The following is a 14671-nucleotide window of genomic DNA, read 5'->3' as shown; positions in this document are numbered from 1 at the left end:
ACCGGTTGCGCCCGAAAACGGAATAAACCACCGGGTCGAACCGTTTACGTACGGGCGGCCCGGCTGCCGCGCCGTCGCACGTACCGGTTCCGTCCAAGCCTGGGGACGCGGCCGCGCGTGATCACGGAGACCAACCAGATCCAGAAGTCGCCCGGGCGCTCGGGGAAAACATGAAAATTCGAATCAGAAGTGTGCGGGGCAAGCTGATCGTCAGCTTCGGCATGATGCTGGTCGCCATGGTGGCGCTAGCCGTGATCGCGATCCTGCAGGTGCAGAACATCCGCGAACGGCTCGACGACATCATCGACCTGAACGGCGTGAAGGAGCGCTACGCCGTGAACTTCCGCGGCAGCGTCCACGACCGCTCGATCGCGCTGCGCGACGTCACGCTGGTCGCCCCCGACGAGCTGCCGGCCGTGATCCAGCAGATCCGCAAGCTGCAGAACGACTATGACGAATCGGCCAAGCCGTTCGAGACCATCTTCCTGCCGAGCGACAACATCACGCCCGAGGAAAAATCGATCTACCAGGGCATCCAGGCCGCGCAGGCGCGCGCGATGCCGCTGATCGACCAGGTGATCGACCTGCAGACCCACAACCAGCCCGACGAGGCGCGCAAGGTGCTGCTCGAGAGCGCGCGGCCCGCGCTGGTCGCCTGGCTCGCGGCGGTCAACACCATGATCGACTACGAGGATTCACTGAACGCGACCGAGGGGATGGAGGCGCGCGACACCAGCCGCGCCTTCAAGATCCTGATGGCCGCGCTGACCGCCGGCGCCTGCCTGCTGAGCCTCGCGATCGCCTGGCTCGTCACGCGCAACATTTCATCGACGCTCGGCGCCGATCCGCGCGAGATGATCGGTTTCGCCGAGGCGATCCGCGCCGGCAACCTGTCGGTGCGCTCGCCCGCGCATTCCTCGGACGACACCAGCGTGATGGCCGCCGTCACCAAGATGCGCGACAGCCTCGCCGAGATCGTCGAGCGCGTGCGCGAGGCCGCCGACGGCGTGGTGCAGGCGAGCCGCGAGATCGCGCACGGCACCAACGACCTGAGCGCGCGCACCAGCAAGCAGGCCGTCGCGCTCGAACAGGCCACCAACGCGCTCGGCGAGTTCGACACCAGCGTCTCCGAGAACGCCTCGAACGCCGGCCACGCCGACGAACTCGCCAACAAGGCCTCGTCCACCGCCAGCAACGGCGGCGACGCGGTCGGCCGGGTGGTGGAGACGATGCGCGGCATCGACGCGTCCTCGCACCGGATCGGCGAGATCATCTCGGTGATCGACGCGATCGCGTTCCAGACCAACATCCTCGCGCTCAACGCGGCCGTGGAGGCCGCCAAGGCCGGCGGCCACGGACGCGGCTTCGCGGTGGTGGCGGGCGAGGTGCGGATCCTCGCGCAGAAGAGCGCGGCGGCCGCCAAGGAGATCAAGTCGCTGGTGCAGGAGAGCAACGCGCGCGTGAGCGACGGCGGGCGGCTCGTGTCGGTGGCCGGCTCGACCATCGAGGACGTGATCCAGTCGTCGCGCAACGTCACGTCGATCATGAGCGAGATCAACGACGCGTGTAAGGTGCAGACGCGCCGCATCGGCGAGGTCCGCACCATGATCGAGCAGCTCGAGGACAGCACGCAGCAGAACGCGGCGCTGGTCGAGCAGTCGAGCACGGCCACCGAGATGCTGGTGTCGCAGGCCGAACGGCTGCTGGAGACGGTCAGCGTATTCCGCACCACGGTGGAATCGACGCTGGAGGCGATGCCGGCCTGATGGCGCGGGACACCGCGCGGGGCCGGCTCCGCGATGCGCGGGCGCCGTGGCCGCCTCGAGCATCGCTTCCTCGGCGAGGAACGCGTCGAAGTCACCGCCGATGTGGCGGCTCGCCATGGGTCACTCGTTCCGTGCTTTTTTGGCGTGGGGCCGCGTTCATCGCGTTCAGGCCGGCCGTTTCGATGCCCTCGCCCCTCGCCACCTGCCGCGTGCGCGCCTTCGCGGTGTCCAGATCGATTCGCGGCGTGGCGCGCGACTTCTTGTCGACGCCGTGCAGCAGCACCACCTGCTCGTCCACGATCGTCGACGGCACGCGCGCGATTCGACCGGGCAGCGCGATCCCCCTGTCGTACAGGTTGGCCGCCGTCTCGCGAACGAGCGGCATGCCGGGCGGCCAGCCGATCTGCACCGTCTTGATATCCTGCAGACGACGCGCCGCTCGCGCACGCTCAACGATCGCGGCCGGTCGCGCACCGGTTCGTTGCCGGTATCGGAGGCGAACAAGCGAACGACGGGCACGAACGGAACCGCGCGACCACGGCCAAGCCCGCGAGAATCGGAGGCACGGGCATTGCCTCAATCCTGGTACGCCCCGCAAGTGGACGATCCGTCGCTCGCGGCCGACGCACCCGCTCCCTCATCGCCTGATTCGGCCAGCCATGACCTCTCCCGTTTCCCTCTCGCCGTTCGACGTCCTGCTGCCCGATCTGCCGGTGCTGTTCTGCGGGATCAACCCGAGCCCGCTCGCCGCGACGTCGGGGCACAACTTCGGCTCGGCGTCGAACCGCTTCTGGCCCGCGCTGCATCTGGCGGGATTCACGCCGGTGCGGCTGCGCGCCGAGGACGATCGCGCGCTGCTGCGCTATGGATGCGGCATCACCTCGATGGCGACGCGGCCGACGCGCCGCGCGGCCGAGCTGGGGCGCATCGAGATGGGCGACGCGGTGGCGCCGTTTCGCGCCAAGGTCGCGCAGTGCCGGCCGCGCGCGATCGCGTTCCTCGGCAAGCCGGCGTTCGCGGCGCTCACGCAGCGGCGCGAGATCGCATGGGGCGAGCAGGCGGACCCGTTCGCGGATGCCCGCGTGTGGGTGCTGCCGAACCCGAGCGGGCTCAATCGCGCGTTTTCGCTGGAACGGCTCGTCGAGGCCTATGCGGCGCTGCGGCTGGCGATGTCGGCGCAACTCGACGCGTGGCAGGCCACGCATCGCGACACGGGTGAGCGCTAAACGACGGGCAGTAACGGACACGGCCTGAACGGCGGGCCGCAAGCGCTGCGCGGGACCGCCGAGGCCGTGCGCCACCCGGCGCAATCGCGCGAGCGCCGCGGCCGGCAGCCGTCGCGCGCGCCCTTCGCACATCGGCACGCCACGGCACGCCTCAGTTGCCGGCGCCGCTCCCCGACGAGAACCCGCCGCCACCCGAGAATCCGCCGCTGGAGAATCCACTGCCGCCCGAAAAGCCGCCATTCGGGTAACCGCCGTTCGAGCCGCCGCCTCCCGAGCCGAAGCCGCCGTTGGTCGAGAACCCGCCCCCCGACGAGAACCCGCCGCCGTTCGACAATCCGCCGCCCGCACTGCTCCCGCCGTTCGAGAACCCGCCTCCGGAGCCGAACCCGCCACGGGTCGAGAAGCCGCCGCCGAACCCGCCGCCGAAGCCATCGTCCGAACCGAATCCGCCGCTCGCCGGGAAGCCGGCATCGGCCATGCCGCCCGTCCCCGGCGCGGCGCCGTCGTCGTCCCCGCTCACCGGCAGCGGCGTGCCCGGCGCCACGCCCGGCACCGGCACGCCGCCCGGCGCGCGCGCGCCGAGCCCCTGTTGCGGGGGCCGCGCGACGAACACCCATTGCGTGTAGCTGTGCTTGTCCTCGAAGCCGCGAAACTGCTCGGGGAACTGCCGCAGCTGGATCGGACGCTCGTGCGACGCGCTGTGGATGCCGACGATGGTCTGCCCGTTCGGCGAGCGCACCAGCACCCAGTCGGCCTTGCCCGTCAGCGGATCGGCACGGATGCGGCGCAGGTGGCGCACCGGGTTTGGATAGCGCGGATCGCGCACCAGTTCCTCGAGCGAGCGCGGCTGGGTGGGCTGGCCGACCGGCGTGTTGTCGGTGTAGCTGAGCAGCGCGCGCTGGAACTCGTCGCCGATATCGAGCAGCGCCCGCTCGGCCATGCGCCGCTGGTAGAGCGCGCCAAGCTGGATCGTGCCGGCCGCCACCACGCCGATGATCGCGATGCCGATCAGCAGCGCCAGATAGGCGAGCCCGCGCTGGCCGTGCCGCGCGCCCGGCCCGTGCCCGCGGCGCGGCGGGCGGCGCGGCGCCGGTCCCGCCGCCCCTACCGGCCCCACCGCCGCCGCTGCCTTGGTCGGCACGCCGGGACCGTTACGACGGGCGCGATGACAGGCGCGGCACCGATCCTCGAGGGCCGCCGGCCCCGGTGACCGCGCCATCGCCCGCGCCATGGCTCGCGACATCGCCCGGCCTCGCTCCACCCCGCCCGCGCGTCGCGGCACATCCGGCCCGCCATCGAGCCCCTCTCGCGACGTCATAACGCGTCGAACGGCCGGCCGTCGAGCGTGGTGCCCTCGGCACCGCTCTTGAGGTCGTAGACCTTGCCGGGAAACTGTTCCTCGGGCGCGATCAGGTGCCAGGTGGTGGCGCTGTCGGTGACGGGATCGAACGGCAGCGTGCGCAGGTAATGCTTGTCGACGAGTTCGTCGAGGGATTCGGGGTAGCGGCCGAGGTCGCCGTAGAACTTGTCGATCGCGTCGCGCGTGGCATGCAGGTTCTCGGCGAGGATCTTCTCCTTCGACGCGTCGATCGAATGGAAATACTGCGGCAGCGCGAGCGTGAGCATCAGCGCGACGATCGCCAGCACCATCAGCAGCTCGATCAGCGTGAAGCCGCGCCAGCCACGCCGCTCGCGTGGTTCGCGCCGCGCGCGTCGATTGGTCGGTCGCATCGGGATTCGCATCGCGCTCACCAGTTCCGGTAGGGAATGCCGTTCAGGCCGACGGCCTTCGAGGTCGAGTAGACGTCGTAGACGTCGTCGCCTTCCTGCGGATCCTCGGGCTCGCTCGCGTAGGCACGCTTGCCCCAGGTGTCGGCGGCGTCGAGCTGCGGATCGTTGCTCATCGGGTCGCGCGGCAGGCGGCGCAGAAAGTAGATCTTCGCGCCCTTCGGATCGTTCTGGTCCTTCACGCCGTCCACCAGCACGTTCAGCGTCGGTGGGTAGCCGGACGCACCGTTGTCGGACGGCACGCGTCCGTCCTTCGAGGCCGTCTTGTAGGCGTCGATCGCGCCGCGGATCTGGTGCAGCGCCTCGCGCAGTTCCTGCTCGCGCTCGCGCTGGCGCATCACCTGCGCGACCGGCACCGTCATGCTGGCCAGCACGCCGAGGATCGCGAGCGTGACGAGCAGCTCGATCAGCGTGAAGCCGGCCGCCGCGCGCCGGCCGCCGCGCGCCGCGCCGGCCCCGCGCGCCGGACCCGGCGCGGGCCGCCGCGCCGGCGCGGCGGCGGGCAGGCGTGAAGCGGGCGAAACGTGCCTCATGGCGTCGGATTGATGCCGAGCGTGAACGCGGACGGCGGCGCGAACGTGATCGGCGCGCCCGTAAGGCCCACCACCGAGCCCGGCGTGATCTTGATCGAGGTCTGCGAGGCCGGCGCCAGCGCCTTGAAGCTCAGCACCGCGTAGGTGCCGGTGGCGGCGCCGCCCATCCCGCCCTGCACGGAGTCGGCGAGCTGCACCTGGCCCGGGCTCACGCGGCTCGAGAACGAGGTGGGCGCGCCGCCCTGCTTCAGGAAATCGCCCTCGGTCACGCCGACGAACTGCAGCCTGGTGGCGTCGAAGCCGACGATCGACGACGCGCTCGCCACCGGCTGGTCGGCCGACATCGACAGCGAGACGGTGACCGAATCGCCGGTCTTCACCTGCGGCGGCCCGTCGATCGTCATCTGCGCGGTGCCGAGCACGGCGCCCGAGCCGGGCGCGGCGACGCCGTCGCCGCCGTAGTAGAGGCCGCTGCCGCCGTTGGCGCTGCCGTAGGCGCCGGCGCCCGACGAGCCGCTCGCGCCGTAGGCGCCGCCCGCGCCCGCGCCATATCCGCCGTAGCCGCCGTTCGCACCATAAGCGCCGGCCGTCCCGCCGCCGGCGCCGGTGCTCGCCGCGGCCGGCGTGCTGCTCGACGCGGCCGGCTGCGCGAGCCCGTTCGACTGGATCATGCTGCGCAGGTTGGTCTCGGTGCCCGAGGTGAAGTAGGCGAGATCGGCGTCGGGCCGGCGCAGGTTGCGCACCAGATGCGGCGTGATCGCGAGCACGATCTCGGTGTTCTTGGCCTGGTCGTCGTTGGCGCCGAACAGCCGGTCGAGAATCGGCAGCTGGCCGATGCCGGGCAGCTTGTTGCCGGAGGTGCGTTCCTCGTTGTCGATCAGGCCCGCGAGCACGTCGGTCTCGCCGTTCTTCAGCTGCAGCACGGTGCTGGCCGTGCGCGTGCCGATCTGGTACGCGGCGGTGCCGGTGGTGGTGGTGATCGAATTGCCGAGGCTGCTCACTTCCAGCGCGAGCTTGATGCCGACCGTGTCGTCGAGGTAGACGGTGGGCTCGACGTTCAGCGTCAGGCCGATGTCGAGGTAGTTGACCGACTGCGAGAGAAAGCCGGTGGAAGTGGCCGTGGAGGTGAAGTTCGGCACGCGCTCGCCGATCAGGATCTTGGCCTTCTCGTGGTTGCGCACGCGGATCCGCGGATTGGTCAGCAGCTTGACGTCGGAGTCCTGCACGTTGGCGTTGACGGTGGCCTGCAGCGACGACAGGCCGATGGTGCGGATCGTCTGGTGCAGCAGGTCGTTCATGGTCAGCGCCGGGGTCGAGCCGCTCGAACCGGTGCCGTACGAGCCCACGCCGCCATAGCCATAGGGGTAGTACGGCGAGCCGGCCACGCTGGTGGCGCTGGACTGCCCGGTGACGGGCGCGATCACGCTGCCGAGCGGCAGCGGCGTGACGTTGACCGAACTCGGCCAGGCCACGCCGAGGTTGACCTCGTGGTTGCGCTGCACTTCCAGCACCTCCACCTCGAGCATCACCTCGGGCTCGGGCACGTCCTCCAGCGCGACCAGCCGCTCGGCCATGCGGATCGCGTCGGGCGTGTCGCGCACGATCACCATGTTGAGCTTCTCGTCGGCCACCACGTCGTGGACCTTCAGGATCGTCTTCAGCGTGTTGGCGATGGTCTTCGCCTCGGTGTTCGAGAGGAAGAACGTGCGCACCGCCAGCTCCTGGTAGTCCTTCACCTTCGCGGCCGTGTTCGGATAGATCAGCACGGTGTTCTCGTCGAGCACCTGCTGCGCGAGCTGGTTGGTGGCGAGCACGTAGCGCACGGTGGCGTCGATCGTGCTGTTCTTCAGGAAGATGGTGGTGCGCTGGTCGGTCTTCACGTCGCGGTCGAACAGGAAGTTCATGCCCGAGGAACGCGAGATCACGTCGAAGATCTGCTTGAGCGGTGCGTCGCGGAAGTCGATGCGGATCGGCTTGCGGTAGGCGGCGGCCAGCGCCGCCTCGACACGCGCCGATCCGGAATCGGCGGCGAGCCTGCGCTGCAGCTCGAGCGCGCGGCGGTTGGCGGGCGCCTCGGTCAGCACGGCGTCGAGCATGCGGCGCGCGTCGTCGGGCTGATGGCGCGCGTAGAGCGCCTCGGCGCGACTCAGCATCAGGTTCAGGCGCACGTCGGTATCGAGCGCGGTGAGGCCGGCGATCGCGCGCTCGTTGCCGGGGCTCAGCGCCAGCACGTGCTCGTAGGCCTTGCGCGCGGCATCGCGCGCGCCGCTCGCGGCGAGCCGGTCGCCCTGCCCCATCGCCTCGTTGATCGCCTTCTCGCGCTCGGCGAGCCAGGCCTGGCGGTATTTGGCGTCCTCGGGCTCCTGGTTCGACGCGTCGTGGAGCTTGCCGAGCCCCTCGTCGACCTTGCCGGCCGCGACCAGCTTCTGGCCGTCGCGATAGGGCTGGGACTGCGCGCACGCGGCGAGCAGGACCGCCAGCGCGACCAGCATCGTGCCGCGCCGCAGCAGACGCAGCGCGGCCGGGGTGGGCGGGCGGTTTCGGATCGGGATGGGCTTGGACAACGGTTCGTTCCTCGTGGCGCGCGGATCAGTCGGCACTGCCGATATCCAGCGTCTGGACAAGTTTCTGAGGCAGGTAGACGAGCGTCAGGTTCGGCGGATCGATCGACTCGACCCGGTACGTGCCGTCGATCACCATCTGGTCGCGGACGATCAGCGTGTCGTCGCCGCGCGCGAGGTAGACCTCCCAGCGCCCGGCCGACTGCTGCTTGCCGATGTAGGTGAACGGCATCGGCGGCGTGTTCGGCAGCGGCGGCACGTCGACCTGCTCGGGCGCGGCCGACGGCAGCGGCGGCGCCAGCAGCAGCGTGCCGAACAGCGCGTGGGCGCCGCCGCCGGTGCGCTCGGCGCGGGCGCGGACCGCCGCGATCGTCGGCACGCCTGACGTGCCGCGCGGGCTGTCGGGGTTGGCGTTCGCGTTCGCCGCGCGGGCCGGCGCGGCGGCGGGTGCGCGCGGCGTGGCCTCGACGATGCCGTCGTCCTGCGAATGGCCGGTGAAGACGAGCACCAACGCGCAGGCGACGAACAGCACGGCCATCACGATGTGCTGGCGTTTCATCTTCATGGCGCGGCTCCCCGCGAAGCGGCGGCGGCGGCGCGAGCCGGTGCGGATGCCGCCGGCTGCACGGTCGCGGTGGGCGCGGTGGGCGCGGGCACTGCGAGCGTCGTTGCTCGCGGGCCGCCGAGCGAGGCTTGCGCCGCAGGCTGCGATGCGGGCGCGGCCGGTTTCGTGGTCGCCACGGGCGCCGGCATCGCGAGCGTCATCGCTCGCGGGCCGCCGAGCGAGGCCTGCGCCGCAGGCTGCGATGCGGGCGCGGCCGGTTTCGTGGTCGCCACGGGCGCCGGCATCGCGAGCGTCATCGCTCGCGGGCCGCCGAGCGAGGCCTGCGCCGCAGGCTGCGATGCGGGTACGGCCGGTTTCGTGGTCGCCACGGGCGCCGGCATCGCGATCGTCGTTGCTCGCGGGCCGCCGAGCGAGGCTTGCGCCGCAGGCTGCGATGCGGGCGCGGCCGGTTTCGTGGTCGCCACGGGCGCCGGCATCGCGAGCGTCATCGCTCGCGGGCCGCCGAGCGAGGCTTGCGCGGATGCCCTGGCCGCCACCGGTCTCGCCGGTTTCGCGGCCACGCCACGCGTCGGCGTCGCGACCGTCGTCGCCTTGCCATCCTGTCTTGCCGGTTCAGCGTGAGCCGGTGCCTTGACCGCCACCGGCCGCGCGACGCCGGCCGCGCCCGGCGCGGGGGTTGCCAGTGCCGATGCCGTCGCGGCCACCGGAGCCACCGGAGCCGATGCGCCGCCCCGGTTCGACTTCGCCGCCGTCGCCAGCGTCGCCGGATGCGCCGCCCCGCCCCGCTCGCCGTGCGCGGGCGCGGCCGTCACCGGCACCACCGCCAGGGCGCGCGCCGCCACCGCCGATATCGTGCCGTCCGAGGTCGGCAGCGGCACTTCGGAGCTGTCGCGCTGCTGCGCGGATCCGAACCCGGCGCGCTGCGTGGTATCCGTCACCGACGCGGCAGGCATCGCCGCTGCCGCGCCGGGCGCCCCGGATGCTGCCGATGCCCCCGCCGCGCTCGCCCCCGACGCCGCCGACGCCTCGGCCGCCGCCACCGCCGACGCGCTGACCGGCGCGATCGTCACCGGCCGCAGGAACGTGGTGAAGCGCAGGTTCGCCTCAACGCCCGGCTCGTTCGCCGAATTGCGCTTGAAGCGCAGGTCGTCGAGCGCCGCGTAGGGCACGGCCACCAGCACCTTCTGGCTGAACTGCCGCAGCCGCGCGTAATCGCCCTTCACGGGCAGCGTGATCGTATAGGTGTCGAAGCGCCCCGGGGTGTCGTGCCCGGGCTTGTACTCGGCCTTGTCGAGCGTGACGCCGGACGCGGCGGCGGCCTCGAACAGCCGCGCGACGATCTCGCCGGTATGCGCGGAGTCGCCAAGCCCGGCGTAGAAGTCGGCGAGCCGGCCGGCCGCCAGCACCGGCGCCGGCACCACCGGCTTCGGCGGCGGCAGCGCGGCGAGCCGCGCGACCGAGCGCGTCTGGTCGTCCACGCGCGCGGCCATGCCGGGCAGCAGCCCGAGCCAGAGCAGCGCGGCGGCGGCCAGCAGCGCGCCGGCCAGCACGGTGCCGGTGCCGCAGCGCGAGAGCGCGAGACGAAGCCGCAACAGGCTCCGGGCCAATGCCTGCATGCTCACGATCCGTTCCCCCGCCACTGCACCTCGACCTGGAAGCGCAGCACGCCGTCCATGCCGTCCTTCACGAGTTCGTGCCGCGTGAGCGTGACGCGCCCGACGAGCGGCTGCCGCGCGAGCGCGCCGAGATAGTCGAGCATGTCCGGACTGCCGGCGCATTCGGCCTCGATGCGGATCAGCGCGCGCGCGGGCTCGGGCGTGATCGACATCAGCGCGATCCTGCCGGAGGTGGCCGCCTCGATCGCGTCGAGCAGATCGTCCCACGGCAGGTTCAGGCGCGCGACGGCGAGGTTGACGGCGGCGGCCTGCCTGGCGTCGATCGGCTCGCCGCGCAGGCGCTGCGGCGCATGCAGCGCGCGCTCGTTGCGCTCGGCGATGCGCGCGGCCTCGCCGTCGAGCGCCTGCAGCCGCACGATCAGCGTCTGCGCCCGAAACGCGGCCACGCCGCACAGCACGAGCCCGGCCAGCGCGAGCACGCGCGCATACGGGCGAATCCGGTACCACTCGCGCCGCACGCTGAACGGCGCGAGATCGATGGGCAGGCTTCTCATCGCGCGGACCCGCTCCAGCCGAGCGGCACGGCCGGCGTGGCGGCGCGCGCGAGCAGTTCCCCACCCGCCTCGCCCGGCGCGGCCCAGCGCACGCTCATGCCGGGATCGGTGAAATCGGTGGCGCCGGGCAGCCACGCCTCGCAGCGCGGGCCGTGCAGCAGCAGCGCAGTGGGCGCGGGCAGGTCGTCGAGCAGCGCGGCGCGTGCCACCTGCGCGCGCAGCCAGCCGAGCGACGGCGCCGGATCGGGCAGCGCGAGCGTGCGCACGGCGGCCACGCGCGCGCGCGGGCCGGCGGCGATCAGGCCCAGCGTCAGCGCGTGCTCGCCGCGCGTGGCAAGCCAGGTGCGGGCGTCGAGTTCGCGGCGCGAGCGGTTCCAGGCAGCCACGAATTCGGGCTGCGCCGACACCAGGCAGCCGCGCCCGGCGGCCACCGCCTGCTGCAGCGCGTCGGTCCAGCGCCGCGACACGGCGCAGGCGAGGAACGGCTCGGCGGCCTGCCAGTCGGCCACGATCTGCCAGCCGGCCGGGTCGTCGCCGTACAGCGCCTGCAGGCGCGCGCCGGCGGCCGCGCGCAGATCCTGCAGGCGCACGCTGTTGTCGGCCGGCGTGACGATGAAATAGCGCACCAGCGCGTCGGCGAACGTGGCCTGCACCGGCAGGCCGCGGCCGCCCGATTCGTCGAGCGCGGCGGCGATCAGCGCGGCGAGCGCCTCCGGCTGCGCCTCGACGCCGGCCGGCAGCGGCCGTTCGACGAACAGCGCCGGCACCTTGCGCGAGGCGCCCGCGCGGCGCACCGTCAGCGCGCCGGGCGCCAGCGCGAGCCGGCACTGGCCGCGCCGCGCGAAGGCCCGCGCGGCAAGGCCGCCGAGCAGGCGCGCGCGGCCGGCGCCGGGCTCGCCCGCGCGGGCCTTGGGGGCAAGACGCGACAGCCAGCGCTCAAGCATTGAGGGTCACCCGCTTGACTTCGGCCAGCGTGGTCTCGCCGCGCCTGACGAGGCCGAGCGCGACCTCGCGCAGCTGCCGCGTGCCGTTGCGGCGCGCGACTTCCTTGATCACGCGGATCGGCTGCTTCTCCACCACCAGGTCGCGGATCTCGTCGTCGAGGATCAGGATCTCGGCGATCGCGCGCCGGCCGCGATAGCCGGTGCCGCGGCAGTCGCCGCAGCCGGTGCCCTGGCGGAACGCGTAGTCGGCGGTGCCGGCGCGCGTGAGGCCCAGCCGCGCGAGTTCGGCGTCGGTGGGCTCGTAGGGCGCCGCGCACCGCGGGCAGTTCACGCGCAGCAACCGCTGCGCCCAGATGCCGTTCAGCGCCGAGACGAACGCATAGGGATCGATGCCCATGTGGCTGAAGCGGCCGAACACGTCGAACACGTTGTTGGCGTGGACGGTGGTCAGCACCAGGTGGCCCGTCAGCGCCGACTGCACGGCGATCTCGGCGGTCTCGCGGTCGCGGATCTCGCCCACCATGATCTTGTCCGGATCGTGGCGCAGGATCGAGCGCAGCCCGCGCGCGAACGTGAGGCCCTTCTTCTCGTTGACGGGGATCTGCAGGATGCCGGGCAGCTGGTATTCGACCGGGTCCTCGATCGTGATGATCTTGTCGCGGCCGTTGTGGATCTCGGTGAGCGCCGCGTACAGCGTGGTGGTCTTGCCCGAGCCGGTGGGGCCGGTCACCAGCAGCATGCCGTAGGGTTCCTCGGCCAGCGCGCGCAGCGCCACCAGCGATTCGGCGTCGTAGCCGAGCGCCTCCAGCGTGAGCGAGCCGTAGGCCTCGATCATGGCGCGCTTGTCGAGAATCCGGATCACGGCGTCCTCGCCGTGGATGCTCGGCATGATCGACACGCGCAGGTCGATGTCGCGGCCGCCCGCGGCCACCCGGAAGCTGCCGTCCTGCGGCACGCGCCGTTCGGCGATGTCGAGTTCGGCCAGCACCTTCAGGCGCGAGATCACCTGCTCGGCGGTCTCGATGCCCTGGATCGTGGCGGCGGCGTCGAGCACGCCGTCCACGCGGTACTTCAGCGCGAGCCCGGTGGCGGTGCTCTCGAGGTGGATGTCGGAGGCGCCGGCCTTCAGCGCGTCGTAGAGCGTCGAGTTCACCAGCTTGACGGCCGGGCTCGCGGCCTCGTTGACGGTCTGGAACGACAGCACCTGGGCGGTGCGCGCGTCGGCCTGCGAGCCGTCGCCGACCGACACCAGGCTGTCCACCGCGCGCGCCGACTCCTCCATGCGCGTGTGGTAGGCGAGCAGGTCGCCGGGCAGCGCGAGCCGCATCTCGACGTCGCCGCCCGCCTGCGCGGCGAGCCAGGTCTGCAGGTCGAGATCGAACGGGCTGGTGACCACCCCCACCAGCGCGCCGCCGGCCTCGCGCAGCAGCGCGCAGCGGCGCTGCATGGCGCGCGACAGCGGCACGCGGTCGAATGCGGGCGCGAGCGCGAGCATGCCGGCCGTCTCGACCACCGGCATCGCGAGCCGCGCCGCCAGCGCGCGCATCAGCGCGATCGGCTCGGCGCCCGTCAGCGTCTGCAGTTCGTCGATCAGGTGGCGCCGGGTGGCGGCCGCGGCACCGCGCGCGCGGGCCAGCAGTTCGGCGTCGATCAGCGGCGCCTCGGGCTCGAACGCACGCGCCGGCGCCGGGGCGGCGGCCACGGCCGCTTCATGGATCGCTTCATGGATCGCTTCATGGATCGTTTCATGGGCGGCTTCCTGCGTCGCATCCTGCGTCGCGTCGAGCACCCGGGCGAGCGCCGCCTCGGGGGCCGCCCCGGCAGCGGCGGGCATGGGCTGCGAATTCATGACAGGCTTCCCGCGAGATCGAAGATGGGCATGTAGAGCAACACGACGATGGTGCCGACCACCACGCCGATCGCCGACATCAGCAGCGGCTCGAACATGCGCGTGAAGCGGTCGATCCAGCGGCTGATCTCGCCGTCGTAGAACGCGGCGGACTGGGTCAGCATCGCGCCCAGCTCGCCCGAGCGCTCGCCCACCCGCAGCATGCGCAGCGAGATCGGCGTGGTCAGCGCGCGCGCGAGGAACGCGGCGGACAGCGGCTCGCCCGACTGCACCGCCGCGCGCGCCGCGAGCAGGCCCTCGCGCATGGCGGGCGAGACGGTGCCACAGGCGGTATCCATCGCCGCGACGATCGGAATCCCGCCTTCCAGCAGCATGCCGAGCGTCAGGTAGAGCCGCGACAGCTGATAAATGCGCAGATGCGGCCCGAGCACCGGCACCCGGCCGAGCAGGCTCACCAGCCCGACCCGCGCGATGGTCGCGCGCACGCCCATGACGAGCGCCGCGCCGCCGCCCAGCGCGGCCAGCGCGAGCGGCAGCCCGTGCGCGGCGGCGAACTTGCCCCAGTCGAGCAGCATCTGCGACATCCACGGCAGCGCGCGGCCGGTGCCTTCGTAGATGGTCGCGAAGCGCGGCACCACGTAGGAAATCAGGAACGCCGACACGCCGCCGCCCACCACCAGCAGGATGCTCGGATAGATCGCGGCGCTCACCAGCTTGTTGCGCACCGTGTCGATGCGCTCCTGGTAATCGACGTAGCGCTGCAGCGCGCGCGGCAGGTCGCTGGTGCCCTCGGCCGCCCGCACGATGCCGACATAGAGCGGCGGGAACACGTCGGGCTGCTCGCCGAGCAGGCTGGAGAAGCGCTTGCCCTCGCGCAGCCCGGCCAGCAGCCGTTCGAGCACGCCGCGCAGGCGCGCGCCGCCCTCGCGTTCGAGCAGCGCCTCGAGCCCCTCGACGATCGACAGGCCGGCCTTGAGCAGCGCCAGCAACTCCTGGCTGAACAGCACCAGCGAGATCCCGCCGCGCGCGCCGGCCGGCCGGCGCAGCGCGCGCAGCGGCGCGACGCGCGTGACGTGCAGGCCGCGCGCCTCGGCGTGGGTGCGCGCGCCGGCCTCGTCCTGCGCGTCGACGACGAGCGCGATGATCCGGTTCTCGGGCGAGAGCGCCCTGACTTCGTATTGCATGGTCCCGCGTTACCTTTGGTCTGAACCGCCTGCCGCATGGCGCTGCGCCTCATCTGCACCTCATGGGACGCAGCGCGATGCGGGG

General features: G+C 72.3%; 13 protein-coding genes. 2 read left to right on the top strand and 11 right to left on the bottom strand.

Annotation, left to right across the window (positions count from 1 at the left end):
- Window positions 1–170 precede the first annotated feature (170 nt).
- Window positions 171–1766, top strand: coding sequence for a methyl-accepting chemotaxis protein (locus tag bpln_RS00645; RefSeq protein ID WP_042623532.1), 1596 nt, complete (start codon window positions 171–173; stop codon window positions 1764–1766).
- A 91-nt stretch (window positions 1767–1857) separates the two neighbouring features.
- Here the strand turns inward: bpln_RS00645 and bpln_RS38235 are convergent, their stop codons facing one another.
- Window positions 1858–2175 carry a type II toxin-antitoxin system RelE/ParE family toxin gene (locus bpln_RS38235; protein WP_063891166.1) on the bottom strand — a complete coding sequence of 106 codons (318 nt, stop codon included), beginning with the start codon at window positions 2173–2175 and terminating at the stop codon, window positions 1858–1860.
- A gap of 250 nt (window positions 2176–2425) precedes the next feature.
- On the opposite strand from bpln_RS38235, the gene mug reads away from it, so the two are divergent.
- Complete coding sequence (mug, locus tag bpln_RS00635; RefSeq protein WP_055137867.1) at window positions 2426–2992, top strand: G/U mismatch-specific DNA glycosylase; 567 nt, start codon at window positions 2426–2428, stop codon at window positions 2990–2992.
- A gap of 151 nt (window positions 2993–3143) precedes the next feature.
- On the opposite strand, the gene bpln_RS38140 is transcribed toward mug, so the two are convergent.
- The 10 genes from bpln_RS38140 to bpln_RS00585 form a co-directional block, all read right to left on the bottom strand.
- Complete coding sequence (locus tag bpln_RS38140; RefSeq protein ID WP_063891163.1) at window positions 3144–4133, bottom strand: type II secretion system protein; 990 nt, start codon at window positions 4131–4133, stop codon at window positions 3144–3146.
- Window positions 4134–4306: 173 nt separating this feature from the next.
- Entirely contained in the window at window positions 4307–4723 is a 417-nt protein-coding gene (locus bpln_RS00625; RefSeq protein WP_042623530.1) for a type II secretion system protein, read from the bottom strand.
- Window positions 4724–4740: 17 nt separating this feature from the next.
- On the bottom strand, window positions 4741–5313 hold the full coding sequence (locus bpln_RS00620) for a type II secretion system protein (RefSeq protein ID WP_082465160.1): 573 nt from the start codon (window positions 5311–5313) through the stop codon (window positions 4741–4743).
- The gene (locus bpln_RS00615; protein WP_244131974.1) at window positions 5310–7877 is read right to left on the bottom strand and encodes a secretin N-terminal domain-containing protein; all 2568 of its coding nucleotides are present in this window, start codon (window positions 7875–7877) and stop codon (window positions 5310–5312) included. The genes bpln_RS00620 and bpln_RS00615 overlap by 4 nt, the downstream gene beginning before the upstream one ends.
- A 25-nt stretch (window positions 7878–7902) precedes the next feature.
- Entirely contained in the window at window positions 7903–8439 is a 537-nt protein-coding gene (locus bpln_RS00610) for a hypothetical protein (protein ID WP_226993587.1), read from the bottom strand.
- Window positions 8436–10055: a hypothetical protein gene (locus bpln_RS37260; protein WP_209444927.1), complete on the bottom strand. Its 1620-nt coding sequence runs from the start codon at window positions 10053–10055 to the stop codon at window positions 8436–8438. The genes bpln_RS00610 and bpln_RS37260 overlap by 4 nt, the downstream gene beginning before the upstream one ends.
- Window positions 10056–10057: 2 nt before the next feature.
- Window positions 10058–10609 (bottom strand): hypothetical protein, encoded by a 552-nt coding sequence (locus bpln_RS00600; protein ID WP_042623529.1) that lies wholly within the window; start codon window positions 10607–10609, stop codon window positions 10058–10060.
- On the bottom strand, window positions 10606–11553 hold the full coding sequence (locus tag bpln_RS00595) for a hypothetical protein (RefSeq protein ID WP_063891159.1): 948 nt from the start codon (window positions 11551–11553) through the stop codon (window positions 10606–10608). Before bpln_RS00595 ends, bpln_RS00600 begins: the two co-directional genes overlap by 4 nt.
- A complete protein-coding gene (locus bpln_RS00590; protein ID WP_244131973.1) occupies window positions 11546–13402 on the bottom strand; it encodes a GspE/PulE family protein in 1857 nt (618 codons plus the stop codon). Before bpln_RS00590 ends, bpln_RS00595 begins: the two co-directional genes overlap by 8 nt.
- The gene (locus bpln_RS00585) at window positions 13399–14586 is read right to left on the bottom strand and encodes a type II secretion system F family protein (RefSeq protein ID WP_042623528.1); all 1188 of its coding nucleotides are present in this window, start codon (window positions 14584–14586) and stop codon (window positions 13399–13401) included. Before bpln_RS00585 ends, bpln_RS00590 begins: the two co-directional genes overlap by 4 nt.
- Window positions 14587–14671 lie beyond the last annotated feature (85 nt).

The organism is Burkholderia plantarii (genome assembly GCF_001411805.1).
GTDB lineage: Bacteria > Pseudomonadota > Gammaproteobacteria > Burkholderiales > Burkholderiaceae > Burkholderia > Burkholderia plantarii.
Note: the sequence above shows the minus strand (reverse complement) of the source record. Positions and strands in the feature narration are given on the sequence as shown.